Source organism: Streptosporangium sp. NPDC000509 (assembly GCF_042898365.1).
Classification (GTDB): domain Bacteria; phylum Actinomycetota; class Actinomycetes; order Streptosporangiales; family Streptosporangiaceae; genus Streptosporangium.
The window spans coordinates 22235-42545 of the sequence record NZ_JBIAYX010000030.1 but is presented as its reverse complement, the minus strand read 5'-3'; the positions used below and the strand labels follow the sequence as shown (position 1 = coordinate 42545).

Annotated in this window: 17 protein-coding genes; 12 read left to right on the top strand and 5 right to left on the bottom strand. The window is 70.9% G+C overall.

Going from position 1 to position 20311, the window contains the following annotated elements:
• Nucleotides 1-89: 89 nt before the first annotated feature.
• Entirely contained in the window at nt 90-1424 is a 1335-nt protein-coding gene (locus ACFY3D_RS37330) for a sensor histidine kinase (protein ID WP_389988969.1), read from the top strand.
• A 196-nt stretch (nt 1425-1620) separates the two neighbouring features.
• On the top strand, nt 1621-2592 hold the full coding sequence (locus ACFY3D_RS37325; protein ID WP_389988967.1) for a GlxA family transcriptional regulator: 972 nt from the start codon (nt 1621-1623) through the stop codon (nt 2590-2592).
• Nucleotides 2593-2748: 156 nt separating this feature from the next.
• Here ACFY3D_RS37325 and ACFY3D_RS37320 read toward each other — a convergent pair whose 3' ends face one another.
• Entirely contained in the window at nt 2749-4107 is a 1359-nt protein-coding gene (locus ACFY3D_RS37320; protein ID WP_389988965.1) for an ABC transporter substrate-binding protein, read from the bottom strand.
• Between the two features lie 483 nt (nt 4108-4590).
• Here ACFY3D_RS37320 and ACFY3D_RS37315 point away from each other — a divergent pair, with 483 nt between their 5' ends.
• The 5 genes from ACFY3D_RS37315 to ACFY3D_RS37295 are packed head-to-tail and all read left to right on the top strand — an operon-like array spanning nt 4591 to nt 9895.
• Complete coding sequence (locus ACFY3D_RS37315) at nt 4591-5550, top strand: 3-oxoacyl-ACP synthase III family protein (protein WP_389988963.1); 960 nt, start codon at nt 4591-4593, stop codon at nt 5548-5550.
• Nucleotides 5550-6281, top strand: a complete 732-nt coding sequence (locus tag ACFY3D_RS37310; protein WP_362898235.1) for a glycosyltransferase — start codon at nt 5550-5552, stop codon at nt 6279-6281. The genes ACFY3D_RS37315 and ACFY3D_RS37310 overlap by 1 nt, the downstream gene beginning before the upstream one ends.
• Complete coding sequence (locus ACFY3D_RS37305) at nt 6278-7408, top strand: cytochrome P450 (protein WP_389988961.1); 1131 nt, start codon at nt 6278-6280, stop codon at nt 7406-7408. The genes ACFY3D_RS37310 and ACFY3D_RS37305 overlap by 4 nt, the downstream gene beginning before the upstream one ends.
• Entirely contained in the window at nt 7405-8892 is a 1488-nt protein-coding gene (locus ACFY3D_RS37300; RefSeq protein WP_389988959.1) for an AMP-binding protein, read from the top strand. Before ACFY3D_RS37305 ends, ACFY3D_RS37300 begins: the two co-directional genes overlap by 4 nt.
• Nucleotides 8885-9895: an NAD-dependent epimerase/dehydratase family protein gene (locus tag ACFY3D_RS37295; RefSeq protein WP_389988957.1), complete on the top strand. Its 1011-nt coding sequence runs from the start codon at nt 8885-8887 to the stop codon at nt 9893-9895. The genes ACFY3D_RS37300 and ACFY3D_RS37295 overlap by 8 nt, the downstream gene beginning before the upstream one ends.
• On the opposite strand, the gene ACFY3D_RS37290 is transcribed toward ACFY3D_RS37295, so the two are convergent.
• Nucleotides 9853-10764 carry a hypothetical protein gene (locus tag ACFY3D_RS37290; protein WP_389988955.1) on the bottom strand — a complete coding sequence of 304 codons (912 nt, stop codon included), beginning with the start codon at nt 10762-10764 and terminating at the stop codon, nt 9853-9855. The two genes, ACFY3D_RS37295 and ACFY3D_RS37290, sit on opposite strands and share 43 nt — an antisense overlap.
• 227 nt (nt 10765-10991) lie before the next feature.
• Between ACFY3D_RS37290 and ACFY3D_RS37285 the strand changes: the two genes are divergently transcribed.
• Both ACFY3D_RS37285 and ACFY3D_RS37280 read left to right on the top strand, forming a co-directional pair.
• Nucleotides 10992-12386, top strand: coding sequence for an LCP family protein (locus ACFY3D_RS37285; protein ID WP_389988953.1), 1395 nt, complete (start codon nt 10992-10994; stop codon nt 12384-12386).
• Nucleotides 12387-12654: 268 nt separating this feature from the next.
• The gene (locus tag ACFY3D_RS37280; protein ID WP_389988951.1) at nt 12655-13215 is read left to right on the top strand and encodes a hypothetical protein; all 561 of its coding nucleotides are present in this window, start codon (nt 12655-12657) and stop codon (nt 13213-13215) included.
• Nucleotides 13216-13281: 66 nt separating this feature from the next.
• Here ACFY3D_RS37280 and ACFY3D_RS37275 read toward each other — a convergent pair whose 3' ends face one another.
• Nucleotides 13282-14586 (bottom strand): hypothetical protein, encoded by a 1305-nt coding sequence (locus ACFY3D_RS37275; RefSeq protein WP_389988949.1) that lies wholly within the window; start codon nt 14584-14586, stop codon nt 13282-13284.
• Between the two features lie 884 nt (nt 14587-15470).
• Here ACFY3D_RS37275 and ACFY3D_RS37270 point away from each other — a divergent pair.
• A complete protein-coding gene (locus tag ACFY3D_RS37270; protein ID WP_389988947.1) occupies nt 15471-16433 on the top strand; it encodes an ATP-binding protein in 963 nt (320 codons plus the stop codon).
• 63 nt (nt 16434-16496) lie between these two features.
• Nucleotides 16497-16883, top strand: a complete 387-nt coding sequence (locus ACFY3D_RS37265; RefSeq protein ID WP_350941753.1) for an SCO5389 family protein — start codon at nt 16497-16499, stop codon at nt 16881-16883.
• Nucleotides 16884-17006: 123 nt separating this feature from the next.
• On the opposite strand, the gene ACFY3D_RS37260 is transcribed toward ACFY3D_RS37265, so the two are convergent.
• Both ACFY3D_RS37260 and ACFY3D_RS37255 read right to left on the bottom strand, forming a co-directional pair.
• Nucleotides 17007-17675, bottom strand: a complete 669-nt coding sequence (locus ACFY3D_RS37260; protein WP_350941754.1) for a ribonuclease HII — start codon at nt 17673-17675, stop codon at nt 17007-17009.
• Between the two features lie 172 nt (nt 17676-17847).
• Nucleotides 17848-18834 (bottom strand): LysR family transcriptional regulator, encoded by a 987-nt coding sequence (locus ACFY3D_RS37255; RefSeq protein ID WP_389988945.1) that lies wholly within the window; start codon nt 18832-18834, stop codon nt 17848-17850.
• A gap of 180 nt (nt 18835-19014) precedes the next feature.
• Between ACFY3D_RS37255 and ACFY3D_RS37250 the strand changes: the two genes are divergently transcribed.
• Complete coding sequence (locus ACFY3D_RS37250; protein WP_389988943.1) at nt 19015-20295, top strand: pyridoxal phosphate-dependent aminotransferase; 1281 nt, start codon at nt 19015-19017, stop codon at nt 20293-20295.
• Nucleotides 20296-20311 lie beyond the last annotated feature (16 nt).

The window sequence follows — 20311 nt, the reverse complement described above, 5'->3', positions numbered from 1 at the left end:
TAAATGAATAAAAGGATGCCATTAAATAGGAAGAGCTGCTTTTTGGGGGGGTAGCCATAGTACGACGTCCGCGGTCAATCCGAGGGCAGGTGACCCTCATAGCGATCATCGCGTTCGCCCTGGTGCTGGGCATGGGCATGTTCGCCACCTGGCAGGCCGTGAGGGCCAAGCTCTCGGCGGACCTCTCCGACCTGGCGGCCGGCGCGGCCGCCAACGCGGCCCTGGCCGTCGAGAAAGGCCCCGCGGACAACGTCATCTTCCCGCTCAACCGCGTCAACCGCATCCAGGTCGTCGCGAACGACGGCCGGGTGGTCGCCGCCAGCCCGGCCATGGAGGGAAAACCGCCTCTGACCCGGACGCGCCCGCCGCCCGGCGAGATGCGGGTGGACGAGACGGTGTGCACGGCCTCGCCACCGACGGGAGAACGGGCGTGTTACGGCGTCGTGGGCCTGCGGGTCGAACGCTCCGCCTACGGCGACGTGATGGTCTACGCGATGGCGCTGGAACCCCCGTTGCTCCGCTCCAGCTTCCTGGTGATCACGCTGGCGCTCTTCTCCTCGGGGCTTCTCACGCTGCTCGGCTGGGGCGCCTGGCAGCTCGCCGGCCGTACGCTCGCCCCGGTGGAACGGATCCGCGCCGAGATGACCGAGATCACCGCCTCCGACCTCAGCCGCCGGATGCCCGTTCCCACCTCGGGGAACGAGATGGCGCAGCTCACCCAGACCATCAACGCGACCCTCGAAAGACTGGAGCGGGCCGTGGAGAACCAGCGCCGCTTCGCCTCCGACGCCTCCCATGAGCTGCGCACCCCCCTGACCGGGCTGCGTACCAAGCTCGAACTGGCGATCTCCGACCCCGAGGCGGAGGACCCGCTCGCGACGATGCGCTCGGCGCTGGCCGACGCGGACCGCCTCCAGGCCGTCATCGAGGACCTGCTGCTGCTCGCCTGCCTGGACTCCGGCGTGCGGGTCGCACCGGAGGTGATCGACCTCGCCGACCTGGTCACCTCGGAGGTGAGGCGCCGGCCGACCCGGCACGAGGTACTGCTGAGGCTCGACCCCGGCGTCACGGTGCGAGGCAACAGGGTCCAGCTGGGACGACTGCTCACCAACCTGCTGGCCAACGCCGACCGGCACGCGACGAAGGAGGTGCGGGTCCGGGTCGGGAGCCGGTCGGGCGAGGCCGTGCTGGAGGTCATCGACGACGGGCTCGGCATCCCCGAGGAGGAGCGGGAGCGGGTCTTCCAGCGGTTCACCCGCCTGGACTCGGCGCGCAGCCGCGACGCCGGGGGAACCGGCCTGGGCCTACCCATCGCCAGGGACATCGCCGTGGCGCACCACGGCAGGCTCTACGCCGCCGACACCGCCGGCCGCGGCGCCCGCCTCGTCCTCCGCCTGCCGTTGTCGACCGCGGCCGACTCCTGAGCCCACCTCGCGGCGGGGACGGGGCTTCACCTAACGCCTCGCGGCGGAAACGGCGTCCCTCGATGAAGGGAACGGGCTTGGCAGACGGTGCCACCCTCGGCGAAGGAAACGGGCTTCGCGAGAGGCGGCCTTTGGCAGGGGAAGCGGCGGCCCTCGGCGGGGATGGCCCGTACCTCACCCATGCAAGAATCGGGTCATGCACAGGATCGTCATGCTCGCCATGGACGGTGTGATCCCCTTCGAGCTGGGCATCCCGCCGCGGATCTTCGGCATCGCCGGGGGCGCGGCCGGCGAACCGCTCTACGAGGTGCTCACCTGCACCGTCGACGGCGCCCCCGTACGCACCGACGCCGACTTCGCGATCGCGGTGGACCACGGAGCCGAGGTCCTGGCGGACGCGGACACCGTGGTGATCCCGGCCACCCACGCCCTCGGAGCGATCTCCGCCGAGGGACGACTCCCCGCCCCCGTGGCCGACGCGATCGCGCGCATCCGGCCGGGCACCCGCCTGGTCTCGATCTGCACCGCCGCCTACGTGCTCGCGGCGGCCGGACTGCTCGACGGCCGTCCCGCGACCACCCACTGGAACCACACCGACCACTTCCAGAAGCTGTTTCCCAAGGTCAAGGTCAACCCGGACGTGCTGTTCGTGGACGACGGGGACGTGCTCACCTCGGCAGGGGTCGCCGCGGGGATCGACCTCTGCCTGCACATCGTCCGGCGCGACCACGGCACCGAGGTGGCGAACCGCGTGGCCAGGCGGTGCGTCGTCCCGCCGTGGCGCGACGGCGGTCAGGCACAGTTCATCGAGCGCCCGATTCCCGCCCCGACCGCGGCGACGACCGCCCCGACCAGGGCCTGGGCGCTGGAGCGGCTGCACGAGCCGCTCTCCCTCGGCGAACTGGCCGCCCACGCCCGGATGAGCCGCCGTACCTTCACCCGGCGCTTCCGCGACGAGATGGGGCTCAGCCCCGGCCAGTGGCTCATCCTGCAGCGGGTCGAACTGGCCCGGCGGCTCCTGGAGACCAGCGACCTGCCGGTGGACGGCGTCGCCCTGCGGTCGGGGTTCGGCACCGCCGCCTCGCTCCGCCAGCACCTGCAGGCGGCCATCGGCGTCTCGCCGATGGCCTACCGCCGCACCTTCCGGCCGGTGAACGTGAACGCCTGACCTCGCCGGGCCCCCGGGAGCGCTCACCGGCCGGATAACGGGACACCCCCGTCGAGGCCCGGGCGGGAAGCCATCGAGATGACCTCGCCGTCCTGCCGACGAGAAGCCGAAGGGGGGCGCTCATCCGCAGGACGGCGGAGAAACCGGGGAAGACCCTCACTCGCCGCGCGACCACTCCTCCTGCAGGCGGTCGGCCGCCTTCTTCGGGGTGATCCGGCCATGGGCGACGTCGAGGATGACGTCACCCTCCACCCGCTCCAGGAAGGACTCGTCGGGGACGTTCAGGGAGCCGCCGTCCTTGACGAGCTCCTGGATCGCGGCGTAGCCCTCCTTGCCCTCCGAGTCCGCGAAGACGGAGGAGTCGATCCGGAAGTCCTCGCGCGCGGGGACGAGCGCCAGGTCTCCGGCCCAGTCGGAGACTCCCTCGCCCACCGTCAGGAACTCGATCAGCGTGGCCGCCTCGGCCACGTGCTTGGAGCTCTTGGGGATGGCGAGCCCCACCTCGGCCGTACTGCGGACGGCGGGCTTGGAGCCCTGCAGGACGGTCGGGAAAGGTCCGGCGCCGATCTCCTTGACGGAGATCTTCGCGGTCTTGCGGTAGGACGCGGACAGCATCGGGCTCCGGCCCGAGCCGTCCACCAGGAACAGGGCCTTGCCCGAGCGGAAAAGCTCGGCCGGGCGGTCGCCCTTGAGCGCGAGTCCCGACTTCGCCAGTACGCCCCTGTCGAACAGCGACCTGTAGGCGGTCAGGGCCGAGACCACCTCGGGGCCGTTCCACGGCCTGCCGCCGGCCAGCAGTTCGTCGGAGAGGGTGGGGTGGCTCTGGCTCGCGATGGTGAACAGCAGCTCCTCCTGCCGGCGCGGCTCGCCGGAGAAGACGACCGGCCGGAGGTCGGGGATCTCCTTCTTGACCCGTCTCACGACGCTCTCCAGATCGGCGGCCGTCTTCGGGAAGGAGAGTCCGAGCTCGGACAGGAGGCCGGCGTTGTAGTACATGACCGCGCCGCCGTTGGACCCCATCGGGACGGAGTAGAGCGTGCCGCCCTTGGCGGCCTTCTCCGTCTGCTTCACCGCGTTCTTCTCAAGCTCGTCGACCCAGCCGCCGGAGACCTTGTCCTTCCAGTCGTCGACCGGGCGGAGCCGGTTCGCGACCGAGCGGGTCATCGTCGGGATCGGGAGGCCGACGACGTCGATTTTCTCGTCGTCGGCGAGCGCCTTGGGGAGCCGCTTGCGGTAGTCGGCCTCGGCGAAGGTGCGCAGCTCGACCTTGATGCCGGGGTTCGCCCGCTCGAACGCGGCGACCGCCTTCTTCAGCGCGGCCTCGGGCGGGGTGAAGGTCCAGTACTTCAGCGTGACGGGTCCCGCCGGCTTCTCGGGCTTCTTGGTCTCCTCACCGGCCTTGGGGACGGCCTGCTGCACCGGCCTGCCGTCGGCCGGCCCGCCCGCGCTGCAGCCGGTCAGTCCGAGGGCGAGGGCGGCGGTGGTCACGGCGAACGCACGAGCTGTACCACGCATGGCATACCTCCAGCAGAATCACGGTGCGGGTGACGGTGTTCAGCCCGGCGAGGTCGATCACGGTCATTCCGGTCGATCACGAAAAAAGATCTTATGGGGTCCTCTGCCGCCACAGGGGTTCGTCAAACTACCCGGCGGAGCCGCGGCTCCCGGTTCGAGGTGATGCTCGGCGGCCCGGCGGTCTTCGCCTGTCCCCGCCCTCGTCCTTGACCTCGGGGAAAAGATCCACCACCCCTTTGACGATCATGAAACTCATGTCGGCGCGAACGGGCGACGCGAGAAGGCGGTACGGAAGGACGGCACGGTGTCCGCTTCACGACAGACTTGTATAGGTATGTGATTCCTCGTCCATGTTTGCCCGTCTTTTTCGGATGACCAGGACAAAACACCGCGTTTTAGATACATTGCGCGAGCGTGTCGAGATTCACGCTGTTCGGCTCGACGCTGTTCGGCTCGACACTGTTCAGGGATAAAGGGAGATCAATGAAAGCCCGGATCACGGGCGTCGCGACGTATCTGCCGGAGCGGACCGTGTCCAGCGCGGACGTCGAACGGCGGATCGAGGGTTACACGCCCCACAGGGGCGTCGTCGAACGGCTGACGGGAATCCGGCGCCGCCACGTGGCCAGGGACGACCAGCAGGCGTCGGACCTGGCCGTGGAGGCGGCCCGCGAACTCGACCACTCCGACGTCGACCTGCTCGTCTTCGCGTCGGCCTCGCAGGACATGATCGAGCCCGCCACCGCGCACATCGTGGCGGCCAAACTGGGACTCTCGTGCCCGGTGTTCGACGTCAAGAACGCCTGCAACAGCATGCTCAACGGGATCCAGATCGCCGAGGCGCTCATCCTGACCGGGGCGCACCGCAAGGTGCTGGTCTGCTCGGGCGAGATCCCGTCGCGGGCGATCCGATGGCGGGTCAGGGACCGCGCGCAGTTCGTCGACTCCTTCGCGGGCTACACGCTGTCGGACACCGGGGCCGCGGTCACGGTCGCCGCCGATTTGGAACGTGGCATTTTCTACCGCGACTTCGCGGCCGACTCCACGGCCTGGGCGATCGGCACCCTGCCCGGAGGCGGTTCCGCGCACCCCCGCGACCTCGAGTACTCCTACTTCCGTGGCGACGGGCGCAGGCTGAAGGACGCCTTCGAGGCGATCGGCCCGGACATCTTCCTCAACGCCCTCAAGCGCACCGGCCTGACCTGGGACGACTTCGCCGTCGTCGCGGTACACCAGGTGGCGCTGCCCTACCTGCGCTTCCTGGCCGAGGTGCTCGACATCCCCGAGGACAGGCTCGTGGTCAGCCTGCCCGAGCACGGCAACTGCGCCTCGACGACGCTTCCGCTCCAGCTCGCCCTGGGCGACTGGCGACCCGGCGACCGGGTGGCGCTGCTCGGGCTGGGCGGCGGGATCAGTACCGGTGTGATGCTGGCGGAGATGTGATGGACCTCTGGGTGATCGTTCCCGCCTACAACGAGGCCCCCGGCATCGAGGCGACACTGCGGGCCCTGGCCGAGCAGGACGACCGGGACTTCACGCTGCTCGTGGTGGACAACGCGAGCACCGACGGCACCGCCGAGGTCGTACGGCGGCACGGTGTCCAGGTGGTCGTCGAGACTCGGAAGGGCACCGGTGCCGCCTCCGACACCGGCATGCGCCACGCCATCGCGCACGGGGCGACCCACCTGGCCAGGACCGACGCGGACTGCCTGCCCCGCCCCGACTGGGTGCGCAACATCCGGCGGGCCTTCGGCGACGGGCTGGAGATGGTCGGCGGGCAGCTGAGGCCCAGGACCGACGAGTTCCGGCTGAAGTTCTGGGAGCGCCACCTCATCCCGTTCGTGGTGGAGGTGGCGGCGACCTTCGGACGCTTCCGGCCCGGCAACAGGGACCCGCGCTACCTGGGCCCGTACGTGATGATGCCCGGCGCCACCCTCGCCATCACCGCGGACCTCTACGAGCGCGCGGGCGGCTTCCCCAGGACCGCGATCGAGGAGGTCCACGAGGACCGCGCCCTGGTCAACCGGGTGCGCGCGCTCACCCCCGCGTACGCCTCGCGCCGTGACGTGGTGGTCTTCGGCTCCGTACGCAGGCTGCGGGCGTACGGCCTCGCGGGCACCCTCGCCTGGTACGCCGACCACCACTACCGGCCGGAAGTGATCGACGTCCGGTGAACCACGAGACCCGCCTCCACCTGGCCGCCCACCCCTTCGCCTACCCGCTCATGCGGCTGCTGGCCCGGCTCGGGCCCGTGGTGCGCGTCCCCGGGCTGGGAGTGGTGGTCAACGACGCCGCCGTCGCGCGGGCCGTGCTGATGGACGAGCGGTTCCGCAAGGACGGGCCGGGTTCGCCCGGCGACCTGTGGACGCCCGTGCTCGGCCCTTCCGTGCTGCTCAACATGGAGGGCCCCGGCCATCTCGCGCTCCGCAGGAAACTGATGCCGCTGTTCACCGCCGGGTACGTGTCCTCGCTGGTGGAAGACGTGCTCCGCGGGCCGCTCGACGATCTCTCCGCCCGCTTGGGAAAGGGCGAGACGGTCGACCTGGTGGACGCCATGCGGCTGATGGCCGGGGCGGTGATCTGCCGGGTGATCGGGCTGGGCGAGGTCTCCGAGGCGCGGGCGAGGGAACTTTTCGCGGACGGGGAGCGGGTCGTCTCGATGGTCTCGCTGCGTTCGCGGCGGCTGTCCGACCGGCAGGTTGCCGTCGCCAGGCGGGTGCTGGACCGGATCGGGGACATCGCGCAGGCCGCCTACGAGGCCGGGGACGAGTCCACGGTGATGGGCCGGATGCGGGCGCAGGGGCTGTCCGTGGCCGAGGCGCGGGGCGCGGCGGGGGCGTTCTTCCTGACCGGTACCGAGACCGTCGCCACGTTCGTCCCCCGGCTCGTCGCCCTCCTGCACGACCACGGCACCCAGGTCGGCGACCTGGACAGGGTGATCGAGGAGGCGATGCGGGTCACCACGCCGACCCCGCTGATGCTGCGCTCGGTGGCCGCCGCCGCGCACGTCGGCGGCACGGCGGTACGCCCCGGCGACCGGATCCTGATCGTCACCCACAACTGCGCCAGGGCGTACGGCCCGTTCGACCCCTCCCGCGCCCACCCGCCCGAGCTGCGCAGGCTCTGGTTCGGCGCGGGCCCGCACTTCTGCATCGGCTACCCGCTCGCCCTCGCGGAGATCCGGGCGGTGGCCTCCGTCCTGCTCTCCCACCGGGTGCGCGTCGTGCGGCGACGCGCGGCCAGACGGGTCCTCATTCCCACGTACGAGCATCTGTGGATCGGCCGGGCGGGAGCCACGTGAACGACATCGTCAGCGGGATCATGACAATCGCCGGGCGGGAGCCGGGGCGCACCGCGATCGTCGACGGGCGGGGCCGCGAGATCACCTACGGTGAGCTGGCCCGTCGGGTGTCGGCGGTCCGCGACGCGATGGGCGGAGGCCGGCCGGGGGACGGGGTGCTGTTCGCGGTGCGGCCGGGGGTGGACGCGGTGGCGCTGGCGCTGGGGGCGGTGGCGGCGGGCGGGACGCTCGTCCTCGCCGACCCCGGCCTGGCCCCCGACGTGCTCGCGGCCCGCATGGCCGCGACCCGGCCCGCCTGGGTGATCAGCGAGTCCCTCCTCTACACCCTGAGCGGCCCGCTCAGGCGCCTCGCCCGCCGCCGGGGCCTGCTGCTGCCCGACCTCGCGGACCCGCTTCCCGGCCACCCCGTCCGTCACCTGTACACGGGCCCGTGGCTGCCGGGAGTGCCCCGCGGAGCGCTGCGGCTCTCCCGCGTCCTGCGACGATCGTCCGCCGTCCCCGGTCGGGAGGTGTACGGGGCGGATCCGGACCAACCGGCGGCGGTGATCTTCACCTCGGGGACCACCGCGCGTCCGCGAGGGGTGGTGCACACCCGGGGGTCGCTCGCGGCCGGGCTGGAGATGTTCAGGAGCGCGTTCCCGCTGGGTCCCGGTGACGTCGTGCACACCGACCAGCTGATGCTCGGACTCCCCGCGCTGCTGGCCGGGGCGACCTGGTCCCTGCCCGGGGGCGGTGACCTCGCCGCGGAACTGGCCGCGCGGCGGGCCACCCACACCTTCGCCGTACCGGTGCACCTGGACCGGCTGCTGCGCGAGACCCCCAGGCTCCCCGAGACCCTCCGCTACCTCCTGCTCGGCGCCGCTCCCGCCCCGCCGGGCGTGCTCCGCCGCGCGATCGAGGCCGGGCCCGAGGTCCTCTCGGTCTACGCGATGACCGAGGCGCTCCCCATCGCGATCGCGTCCGCCCACGAGAAACTGGCCCAGGCCGAGGGGGATCTGCTCGGGGAGCCCCTGCCCGGCGTCGGGGTCCGGGTCGCCGAGGACGGCGAGTTGTTCGTCTCCGGCCCGCACCTCGCGCGGCGCTATCTCGGCGAGGAGCCGCTGCGGGAGATCGCGACCGGCGACCTCGTCAGGCTCGAAGGGGACCGGCTGGTGCTGCTCGGCCGGAAGAAGGACATGATCCTCCGCGACGGCGTCAACATCTACCCGGGCCTGTACGAGTCCGGCATCGCGGCGCTGCCCGGGGTCGCCGAGGCCGCGATCGTCGGACTCTCCGACCCCGAGACCGGGGACGAGGAGGTCGTGCTGGCCGTTGTTCCCTCGGAGGGCTACGACGAGGGCCTGCTGCGCAGGGCGCTTCCCGAGATCGTGGACGCCGCGGCCCTGCCCGACCGTATCGAGCCGCTCGACGCCTTCCCCCGCTCGGGGCGGGCCGACAAGCTCGACCGGGCCGCCCTGCGAGACCTGGTCGCCCGCCGTGCCTGAGCACCCCACCCTGCCTGAGCGACCCGCCATACCTGAGCACCTCGCCGCGGCCGAGCGACCCGTCGGGCCGGGCGGGCGGCCGAGGATCGCGGTGACGGGCGCCTCCGGATTCGTGGGCGGCGCGGTCTGCCGGGCGGCCGTGGCGCGGGGCTGGACGGTACGGGCCTTCGGCAGGCGACCCGCTGTGGACACCGGGCACCTCGGCGGCGCTCCGTACACGTCGTGGGACCTCCGCACCCCCCGGCCCGCCACACCCCCGAACGAGGTGGACGTGGTGATCCACTGCGCCGGGAGCGTCACGGACTGGGGGCCGCCACGCGACATCTGGGCCGCCAACGTGGACGGCACCCGCAACGCCGCCGCGGCCTTCCCGGGCGCCAGGTTCGTGCACCTCAGCACGGCGAGCGTCTACGACCCGTTCCGGCCGACCGTGATGGCCGTCGAGGACACCGCCCCGGTCGGGCGGTACGCCAACGCGTACGGCGCCTCGAAGGCCGCCGCGGAGAGATGCCTGGAACGGGCGGTCATCCTGCGACCGCACGCGATCTACGGCAGGGGGGACACCACGCTGCTTCCCCGGGTCCTCCGCGCGGTCAGCGGCCGCAGGCTGCTCGCGGTGGGCGACGGGCGCCAGCGGATCAGCCTGACCTCGGTGGACAACCTGGTCCAGGCCTGCCTGCTCGCCGCGGAAGGCCCGGTCGACCACGGCGTCTTCAACGTGACCGACGCCGAGCCCGTCGTGCTCGACGACGCCCTGCGCGCGATCCTCGCGGAGCGCGGCATCGACGCCGAACCGCACTACCTGCCGCTCACGCTGGTGGATCCCCTCGCCGCCGTCGCCGAGACCGTGTCACGGCTGCTCCGGCGCCCGCGCCCGCCCCGGCTCACGCGCTACGCCGCGGGCCACCTGGCCGTCGAGCGGACCCTCGACATCACCGCCGCGCGCACCCGGCTCGGCTATCACCCCTCGGAGACGTCCTTCGAGGGGTCCGCGGGCTGGTGACGACGGTCCTCGAGCACCGCGGCCGCGAACCTGGAACGGACGCGCTTTCCCTTGACGACGAAGGCGGTCGCCGCCACGAGCAGGCCCAGCGTGAAGAGCACGCGCAGGCCGTCCCTCAGGAAGGCGGTCAGTGCGTCGAATATCGCGGCCACGGCGGAGTACGACATGCCACCGGTGGCGGAGGCGGGCAGGTAGACGTTGCGGATCACGGACAGGACGACGGCCAGCGCGAGCATGCTCGTGGCCAGGCCGAGTCCGGCGCCGATCAGAGCGGCGCACCGGTCGCGGGGCAGGAGCACCCCCGTGACGATCAGTGCCGGTGACAGCCCCAGCAGGACCCACCTCAGCGAGATCAGCCTGTCGTAGAAATTGTCGATCACGAAAACGGCGGAGGTGGGCAGCAGCAGGGTGACCGGGTGCGTGCTGGGCAGGCGGGACGCCTCTCCCACGCCGACGACCTTCAACCTCCGCTTGACCAGTTCGTACACCGGGGCGAGGTCGTAGCCGACGCCGTCGTCCGCCATGCCGGGATTCGGGGCGTGGCCCAGGATCGCGAGGAGCCTGCGGTGTGTCTGCCGGTTGACCTCCACCCAGGCGACGGCGAAGTCGTTGTCGACGCCGGACTTCACCGTCTCGCGGACGACCTCCCCACCGACCGAGACGCCCAGCGCGCGCAGCCGCACGACGACCTCGTCGGTGACACGATCCGTGACGGCGTTCCTGACGTCCGGGTGAGCGGCCAGCGGGGCCACGTTCTCGATGTAGCGGTCGGGGTCGGCGATCTCGTTCGCCGCCCAGTAGGCGGTGAGGGCGAAGGGGGCGAGGAGGCATCCGAGCACGATCAAAATCGAGCCGATCACCGTACGCACGGACTTCCCTAACCGCATTACCGGGAAATCCCCGCGTTTGCCAGGCAAAACCGGTTACGACCTATTTTTGACGTGAACTTGGAGATCAATGCCATCCGACGGCGAAATCTGGTTTACAAACCTTGACCCGCCGCCCTCAGCGCGTCGAACAACCACATAGCCGATTCACCCGAAAACCGTTACTAACCTGCGACGTATTGGTCTGACGGACGGGAGATGTCACGGCTATGGCAGGCAATACGGGGCGAACAGGCGTCGGATCGAGCCTGGCACTGACACTGGGCTCAGCCGTTCTGTGGGGTCTGGCCCACGTCTGGGCGGGCCGCCGCCTGACCGGTGCCATCCTGATGGGCATCGAGTTGATCCTCGCCGCGGCCGCCGCGACCGCCGTGCTGACCGCCGGCCCCTCCCTGCTCTCCCTCGCCGTACAACCCTCCTGGCTCTGGGTCTTCGCCCTCACCGCGATGCTGGTCGCCGGCGTGACGGTCGCCGTGACCATCCGCTCCCACCTGCTGGTGCGACCGAAGACGGTGTCGCCTGCGGCCCGCTACCTCTCCGCCGCGGCCGTCGGGGTGATATGCGCGCTGGTGGTCGCTCCGATGATCTACGCGGCCAAACTGGCCTACATCTCGCACGGCGTCGTGACCTCGGTGTTCGCGGAAAGCGTCGTGCCGATCCCGGTGGACCCGTGGAAGGACGTGGACCGGCTCAACATCCTGCTCGTCGGCGCGGACGCGGCGGCCAACCGGATCGGCGTGCGCACCGACAGCATGACCGTGGCCAGCATCGACCCCAGGACCGGAGACACGGTGCTGTTCGGCCTGCCCAGGAACCTGGAGAACGTCCCGATGCCGCCGGGCCCGGCCCGCGAGCGCTTTCCCTACGGTTTCCAGGGCGAGCCACCGTACACACCGGGCATGCTCAACGAGATCTACCAGTACGCCGAGGACTATCCCGAGATGGTTCCCCGGCAGAGCAGGCGGCACCGCGGCCCGACGCTTCTGAAAAGAACGATCGGCGGCATCCTCGGCCTCGACATTCCCTACTACGCGATGGTCGACATGAGGGGCTTCGTGGAAATCGTCAACGCGATGGGCGGTGTACGGGTCCGCATCAAGGATCCCATCGTGTACGGCAGACAGAACGAGGGCCTGATCGAGGCGGGAAAACGGAAACTCTCGGGCGAGGAGGCGCTCTGGTACGGCAGATCCCGCACCTACAGTGACGACTACGTGCGGATGGGCCGCCAGAAGTGCCTGCTGAACGCCGTCGCCAAACAGGCCGACCCGGTGACGGTCTTCAGGAGCTTCGAGAAACTGGCCGCCGCCGCCGTCGACACCATCTCCACCGACATACCTCGGCAGTTGCTGCCCGATCTGGTCGAACTGGCGGAGAAGGTGAAGAACTCCAGGATCAGGAGTCTCCAGTTCGTCCCCCCGCTCATCTACTCGGGTGCACCCGACTACCACCTGATCAGGCGCGAGGTCACCGCCACCCTGGCGGCGCCGCCCGCTCCGCCCCGCTCCGTATCCGCCGCACAGGCCGGAGACCAGGAGAAGGCGGGCGAATACGCGGAGACAGCCGAGACAAAGGCCGTCGTCCTCGATTCCGCCTGCCACTGACGAACCGGCCGAGACCGGAGAACTCGTTGGGCCCGAACGCTCCGGTGGAGCACAGGACCGGCAGGGCGACGAACCAAAGAACCGGCTGACCCGCGGATCGCGGACCGAGGGCCGCGAACCGAGGGCCGCGAACCGAGGGCCAACGAACTGATACACCGACGGCCTCACGGATGACGGCCCGGCGCCGTGTCCGGCGCGTTGAGAGCGCCCACGAGGGCCGGAATGCTGTTATGGAGCGATTACTTAGTGTGACAACGGAGGTTAGAGGATGAAACACCACCTGGCGAGCGTGAGCCTGCTCGCCGCGATCGCCGCACCCGCTGTCGGATGGCCACTCGCCTGGGCCGATCCGGTCCCCTCGGTCTCCATCTCCCTCGACGACGGAGCGAGGGAGACCACGCCCGGCGCGGAGAACACCTACACACTCCGTCTCAGCAACCAGGGAGGCGACCGGTTGAAGCGCGTCCTCCTGGTGCAGACCCTGCCGCCGTCGATGACCTTCGTGAAGGCCGACGCCGGAGGGCATGTGGAGCAGGGCAAGGTGGCGTGGACGGTGAACGTCCCGCCGGAGAAGGACACGATCGTCCACGTGAGCGCCCGGGTGGGCGCGGTGGTCGGCGCGACGGTGCAGAACCTGGCGACGACGGCCTGCGCTCGCAGGAGCGCCACCGGCCCCGTACTCGCCTGTGCCACGGACATCAACACCGTGGCCCCACCGGAGGAGACGGCCGCCTGGGTCCTGCCCGTCTCGCTGGCCGCCGCCGTCGCCGCCGGGCTGGCGACCGCCGCGCTCCTGTTCCGCCGCGGTCGCCGGGGCCGACCGGTCTGATCCGGCGCGACGAGCGCCCGGCCAAGGTCCGCGCCGGCCTCTACGCCGACCACGGCCCGTACCCGGCTAGGTTCTCCCCGGCCGGGTACGCAGCCGCAGGGCCAGCCCGAGGCCGGAGAGCAGGAGTCCCACCAGGGCCGGCCCGAGCGGCGGACCCGTGAACGGCAACGAGGGGCCGGCCGACACCTCGCGAGGCCCACCGGCGAGACAGGGGACCGAGAAGGATCGCCCCCGGCCCGGCACGCACGACGGGTCGGAGACCGGCTCCGGCACCCGCGCGGGCGCCGGTTTCCGATCCCGGCCGGGAACCGGAACCGGCGCGGACACGGAACCCGGAACGGAATCCGACTCGGGAACCGACGCCGGCCCGGAGTCCGACTCGGGAACCGGCACCGACGCGGAGTCCGACCCGGGTACCCGCGTCGGCGCGGAATCCGCCCCGGAAAGCGGCACCGGCCCGGAGTCCGACTCGGGCGCGGGTGCCGAGCCGGGAGCCGGAACCGAGTCCGCCTCGCGATCCTCGGGCCCGAGCGTTCCGGTGCCCGTCGTCCTCTGTACGGCGACCCGCTGCGCGCAGCCGAGCCCCGTACCGGGGACGGGCGCGGCACGCCTCGCGGACCACGGCACCGGGTCCGGGCAGTTCGTCCCACCCCCGAGGGCCTGGACGGCGCTGTCCAGCACCCCGTCCCCGGTGGCGGAAGTACCGACGGTCACGCTGTAGGTGACCGTGACCGTCTCGCCCACCCGGATGTCCCCGGCCCAGTTCAGCTTCGGCGCGCCGTACGAGAGGGTGCCGCTCGTGGCCCGCGCGTCGCCGTTGTAGACCGCGTCGTCGAGGACCCTGGAGAGTTCCCCGGTGAGTGTGGCACCGGGATAGGTGGCGTTGCCGACGTTGCCGACGGTGATCGTATAGGCGACCGTCTGGCCGGGGTCGGCGGTCTCGCTGTCTGCGGTCATGAGGACGTACAGCAGCGGCAGGCCGATCCCGCCGAGGTTTCCGCAGGCGCGATCGGCCGACCCGGCCTCGCAGTTGGAGCCCTCGGGCCCGACCAGTTCGCCGGAGAGACGTAGGTCCCCCGCCGGGGGGTCGTTCACCGTGACGCCGTAGGTGACCGTCACCGTCTGCCCGGCGGCCACGTCACCGGTCCAGGCCACCCTGGGCTCGGCGAAGGAGACCGTGCCCGACGTGGCCGACTGGTCGTGGCCGAAGCTCGCGTCGTCGAGCAGCCCCGACAGGTCGTCGGTGAAGGTGAGGCCCGGGTAGGCGATGTCACCGGTGTTGCGCACCTCGACGGTGTAGGTGACCTTCTGGCCGGGTTTCGCGAGGACGGGCGAGGCCGTCTTGGTGATCTTAATCTCCGGCTTTCCCACCCTCGCCGTACGACTCTCGCCGCCAAAGGCCCCTCGCGCGCTTCGCCTCCCCGCCACGGACGCGGGAGCCCGCCTTCCGGTCACGAACACGGGAGTCCGCCTCCCCGTCGTGAACACGGGAGCCCGCCTTCCCGTCACGGACGCGGGCGAAGACACCCCGTTCTCCTTCCCCGCGGATACGGACGAGGGTTCCCTCTTCTTCCTCGCGACCCGCACGTTCTTCTCCACGACCCGCACGGCCGAGGACTTCCCGTCCATCGTCGTCCGGGGAACCGGGGCCTCCGCCCGGACGGACGGCGAGGACACCTCCGCCGCCCCGGTCCGGGATGCGGCGAGAGTGAGCGACGGCGTCACGAGCACCGCGAGCGCGACACTCCACGCGGCGAATCCACCGATCCCCCGCGGGGAAGACCTCCCGCGGGGAGACCGCCGCTCGGAGAACCGCCGTTCAGGAACCCGCCGTTCGGAAACGCGACGCGACCAGGTACCGGTACGTGCCACCAGAGCCCCTTGCTGATCCTTGTCCACGATCTCACCGGGGGGTCAAGATCAACCAACTCGGGAGGGGATACCCGGACTGGCCGGATCTCATCGGCGCCGATGGCAAACATCCGCCCCGCCGATCCCCAAGCCGGTTGTCGAGTCCATACAGGAGACCGCGAAGCGGTAACAGCGGATCTTTGGCACCGGTCATGACATGGCAGACGTTTCCCCTCACACCTTTCGCCGATATTTGTCATGAGATATCACCTTTATTGGCATTTACCGGGCGAGCACGCCTCCCCCTCTCCCTCGCGATACGCGTCACACGCCCCCGCCCGTCGTGGCATGATGGGCCCTCCGAGGTCTTGAAATGATTTTCATAATCAGATTGGATCGTTGTTGTGAGGGTGGCATTCGTCGGTAAGGGCGGCAGCGGCAAAACGACCCTGTCGGCGCTGTTCGCGAGATACGTGGCGAGCCGGGGCGGTCCCGTGGTCGCCGTCGACGCCGACATCAACCAGCACCTGGGCATGGCACTGGGGCTGGCCGAGAGTGCGCTGCCCAGGCCGATGGGCTCGCACCTGACCGAGATCAAGGAATACCTGCGAGGCGACAATCCCCGCATCTCCTCGGCCGCCGCGATGGTCAAGACCACCCCGCCGGGCTCCGGCTCGCGGCTGCTCCGACTCGACGAGGACGACCCGATCCACACCGGATTCTCCGTCGTCACGCCGGAGGGGCCCCGGCTGATGGTCACCGGGCCGTTCAGCGAGGACGACCTGGGGGTGGCGTGTTACCACTCCAAGGTCGGCGCCGTGGAGCTCTACCTCAACCACCTGCTCGACGGTGCGGGCGAGTACGTCGTGGTCGACATGACGGCCGGGGCCGACTCCTTCGCCTCGGGGCTTTTCACCCGTTTCGACATGACCTTCCTGGTGGCCGAGCCGACCCGCCAGGGCGTGAGCGTCTACCGGCAGTACCGCGACTACGCCGCCGACTACGGCGTGCCGATCGCGGTGGTGGGCAACAAGATCCACGGCCCCGGGGACGTGGCGTTCCTCCGCGATCAGGTCGGCGACGACCTGCTGGTCTGCCTGGAGCACTCCCCGGCGATCCGCGCGATGGAGCAGGGCCGCCCCTTCACTCTCCAAGACCTCGAACCGGCCAACTCCCAAGCCCTGGGCACGCTTCTCGACCGTCTCGACAGCCAGGAGAAAGACTGGTTCCGTTTCGGACGCCAGGCGGTGCAGTTCCACCTCCGCAACGCGACGGCCTGGGCGAACAGGGCGACAGGCGAGGATCTGGCGGCCCAGATCGACCCCGGCTTCGTCTTCGGGCCCACACGAGTGTCGCTCTCCCGCTAGGTGGAGCGATCGGTAGGCCCGACCTAGTGTCTGATGAATCCCCTTCTGTGAGGAGAACGCAGCATGTCGCTGACCGTTTCGAACGATCTTCTCGACCAGGCCAAGGCCGGTGAGGTGGACGACGCGGCATTCGTCACCTGTGTCAGAGACTCCCTTCCTTACGCCTGGTCGCTCATCAGCGGCCTGGTCAAGGAGCGCGAGGACACCGGTGCCGAGTTCGCCGACAACACGGTGCCCCCGCCGGACGAGGCCGCTCGCGGCCAACTCCTGCGCGCTCTCGCCAGCGACGCCATGCGCGGCGCCCTGGAGCGCCACTTCGGGGTGAGACTCGCCTTCCAGAACTGCCACCGGGTCGCCGTCTTCGACCCGACCGCCACCGGCGCCCACGCGGAGTTCGTCACCGCCAGGTCGCAGATCCTCAACCAGTCGCCCGAGCTCGTCGACTGCTGACGGCCTCGTTCCGAGGCGGACCGCCTTCCCCGGTCTCATCCCCGGCCTCCGGACCGATCTCGTCGCGGCCGGCCCTGGCCGGACGTCACCGGGCGGGCCGGAGGCCCCCAGATAAAGGGGCGTCTATCCGAAAAGCCCGAGTTGGCCCTCTCCGGCCAGCGGGTTGCGATGCCTCTTGAGGTGGCGCCACCGGGGAAGGTCGTCCAGATAGGACCAGGAAAGGCGGTGATGCTCCGTCGGGCCGAGGGAGGCGAGCGCCGCCTGGTGAACCGGTGAGGGGTATCCCGCGTTGTCGGCGAACCCGTACTCCTCGAAACCGAGTGAGGCCATGTAGGTGTCCCGCCGGACCTTGGCGATCACGGAGGCCGCGGCCACGGAGACGCAGGAGAGGTCGCCCTTGACCTCGCACCTGACCGGCCAGGGCGCGCCCAGATAGTCATGCTTCCCGTCCAGAACGACCACGTCGGGACGGACGGGAAGCCCGGCCAGCGCCCTCCTCGCCGCCCTGCGCAGGGCCTCGGTCATCCCGAGTTCGTCGATCTCCTCGTGGGACGCCTCGCCGTACCCGATACCGGCCGCCCAGGCGGTGATCTCGGAGACCATGGCGGAGCGGCGGGCGGGGGTGAGCAGTTTCGAGTCGGTGAGTCCGGCGGGCGGTTCCGACAGGTCGGTGACCACGGCGCAGACCGCCACCGGACCGGCCCAGGCTCCGCGCCCGACCTCGTCCACCCCGGCGACCAGTTTGGAACCGCCGTCGTTCAGCAACCGCTCAAGGGCGTAGGTGGGAGGCACGTGCCGACGTTACCGGGACGCGAGCCTCCGGGAGCCGTCTCGCTCGAACACCATCCCGATCAGACACCGTCCTGATCGGGACTCACCTTCGAGCGTCACACCGCCCGGGCCCTCGGAGCCCGGTCAAGCATCACCTCCGAACCTCACACCCGCCCGGGCCCTCGAAGTCCGGTCAGGCATCACCTCCGAGCCTCACACCGGACAGACCTTCGGAGTCCGGCCCCTCCCTGGACGCCGGCTCGACCCCCTCCAGGTCGGCGGCGAGGAGTCGCGCGGCGACGTGGACGGCCCTGAGGGTGACGGACACCGCGGGGCGGTGGACGCTGGACGATCGAGCCACGGCGTACACGACCCGGCCGATCGACGGACCGGGAAACCGGCGGACGGCGATGCCGCGGACCCCCGCGGCCAGCGCCAGGGCGGGGACGGCCGCGATGCCGATGCCCTTGGCGACGAGGCCGATGATCGTTCCCAGCCCTTCGAACTCCCAGGTCACCGGCCGGTGCCCGCCGACGCCGGCCATCAGCCTGTCCACCGCCAGCCGGGAGGGCTCACCGTCCGGAGTGGCCATCCAGGGCTCGTCGCGCAGATCCCACAGGTCGACGGGGACGTCGGGGGAGGCGAGCCTGTGCCTGCGCGGCACCACGAGCACCAGCGGGTCGCGCAGCAGCGGGAAGACCCGCATCGTGTCGGGCTCGCGCATCCGGCCGTACCAGTCGTCGACCAGGGCGATGTCCACCTCGCCCGACTGCACCTCGCGCATGCCGCGTCCCGAGCGGGCCTGTCCCATCCGCAGGGTGAGCTCGTCGTGCCGTCGTAGCGTCCTGGCGAGCGCGGGCGCGAAGGCCACCGCGGCGGTCGGGAAGGCGGTCACGGTGACCCGCCCCGACGGGGTCGCGGCCTGTGCCGACAGGTCCGACTCCGCGCTCTCCACCATGGCCAGGATGCGCTCGGCGTGCTCGACCAGGCGGCGCCCCGCGTCGGTCAGCTCCGCGCTCCTCGCGGTCCTGTCGATGAGCACGGCTCCCGCCTGGCGCTCCAGCGCCGCGAGTTGCTGAGAGACCGCCGAAGGACTGTAGCCCAGGGAGGCCGCGGTGGCCGCGATGCTGCCACGACGGGCGAACTCACAGATCAGCGCGAGCCTGCGTAAATCAAGCATCAGTTTTCCTTACGCCCACCCACGACAACCGAAGCTTGTCCTGATGCCGTCCATCCCAGCAGGCTTGAAGACGTTCCACAACGTTCCACAGACGACCACGACGTACCGCTGCGTTCTGCCGCGCTCTGTCGCGCTCCGTAGCGTTTTCGTGGTGTTCCGCGACGAGGTAAGGACCCCGCGATGAGCGTCACCCTTTCCGCCACCCTGGCGGCCAACGAGGACATCGAACGAAGACGGCGCGCAGGTGAGCGCGTGCTGCACCTGGCCTTCGGTGAGGCGGGCCTGCCCGTTCATCCGGCCCTGCGCGAGCGGCTGATCGCGGCGTCCGGCCTCAACGGGTACGGACCGGTCGCCGGCGCGCCCGCGCTGCGCGAGGCGGCCGCCGGTTACTGGTCACGGCGTCACCTGCCCACCGATCCCGACCTGGTGGTCTGTGGTCCGGGAAGCAAGCCCCTGCTGTACGGCCTGCTGCTGGCGATCGGCGGCGACATCGTGCTGCCGATGCCGAGCTGGGTCAGCTACGCCGCCCAGACCGAGCTGGTCGGAGCGCGTTCCCTGCTCGTTCCGACGCCCCACGGCGAGGGTGGGGTGCCGGACCCCGAGCGTGTGGCCGCGGCGGTGAGGCGCGCCCGCGCCCAGGGGCGCGACGTGCGCTCGCTGCTGGTCACACTTCCCGACAACCCCGCCGGCACGCTGGCCAGGGCGTCCACGATCCGGCGGATCGCCGAGGTCGCCCGCGAGCTCGATCTGACGATCGTCTCCGACGAGATCTACCGCGACCTGGTCCACTCCCCGGCCACCGCTTTCCTCAGCCCGGCCGACGTCGCCCCCGAGCGGACCGTGATCACCAGTGGGCTCAGCAAGAGCCTCGCCCTGGGCGGTTGGCGGATCGGCGTGGCCCGCCTCCCGTCGCCGCTGCTGCGCGACCGGCTCCTCGCGGTGGCGAGCGAGATCTGGTCCAGTCCCGCCGCGCCGGTCCAGCAGGCGGCGGCGTACGCCTACACCGAGCCGCCGGAGCTCGTCGAACGGGTGGACCGGAGCCGTGAGCTGCACGGCGCGGTGGCGCGGGCGGTGTACGAGCGGTTCGTCCGCGCGGGGGTGCGGGTGGACGCGCCTCAGGGCGGTTTCTACCTCTACCCCGACTTCACCGGGCTCGACTTCGCCTCCTCCGCCGACCTGGCCGCGTACCTGCTCGACCGGCACGGTGTCGGCGTGCTTCCCGGCCACGCCTTCGGTGACGACCCCGAAGCCCTGCGGGTGCGGGTGGCGACGAGCCTCCTGTACGGCGAGACGACGTCGCTGCGGCTCGCCGCGCTCGACGCCGCGGACCCCCTGGAGTTGCCCTGGATCTCGGCTTCGCTGGATGATCTGAGCGAGGCGCTGACCGCCCTGCGCGCGACGCGTCAGGCATCCCGCTCCCACGTGCGTCTCCCGCTCGTCACGGCTCCCGCGACGGGATGATCGCACCCCGTCGCGG

What these genes read in the sequence shown, in the direction of transcription:
- ACFY3D_RS37255 (WP_389988945.1), bottom strand. Translation starts at nt 18,834, where the DNA reads ATGCTTGATTTACGCAGGCTCGCGCTGATCTGTGAGTTCGCCCGTCGT.
- ACFY3D_RS37310 (WP_362898235.1), top strand. Translation starts at nt 5,550, where the DNA reads ATGGACCTCTGGGTGATCGTTCCCGCCTACAACGAGGCCCCCGGCATC.
- ACFY3D_RS37265 (WP_350941753.1), top strand. Translation starts at nt 16,497, where the DNA reads ATGTCGCTGACCGTTTCGAACGATCTTCTCGACCAGGCCAAGGCCGGT.
- ACFY3D_RS37285 (WP_389988953.1), top strand. Translation starts at nt 10,992, where the DNA reads ATGGCAGGCAATACGGGGCGAACAGGCGTCGGATCGAGCCTGGCACTG.
- ACFY3D_RS37280 (WP_389988951.1), top strand. Translation starts at nt 12,655, where the DNA reads ATGAAACACCACCTGGCGAGCGTGAGCCTGCTCGCCGCGATCGCCGCA.
- ACFY3D_RS37315 (WP_389988963.1), top strand. Translation starts at nt 4,591, where the DNA reads ATGAAAGCCCGGATCACGGGCGTCGCGACGTATCTGCCGGAGCGGACC.
- ACFY3D_RS37250 (WP_389988943.1), top strand. Translation starts at nt 19,015, where the DNA reads ATGAGCGTCACCCTTTCCGCCACCCTGGCGGCCAACGAGGACATCGAA.
- ACFY3D_RS37325 (WP_389988967.1), top strand. Translation starts at nt 1,621, where the DNA reads ATGCACAGGATCGTCATGCTCGCCATGGACGGTGTGATCCCCTTCGAG.
- ACFY3D_RS37320 (WP_389988965.1), bottom strand. Translation starts at nt 4,107, where the DNA reads ATGCGTGGTACAGCTCGTGCGTTCGCCGTGACCACCGCCGCCCTCGCC.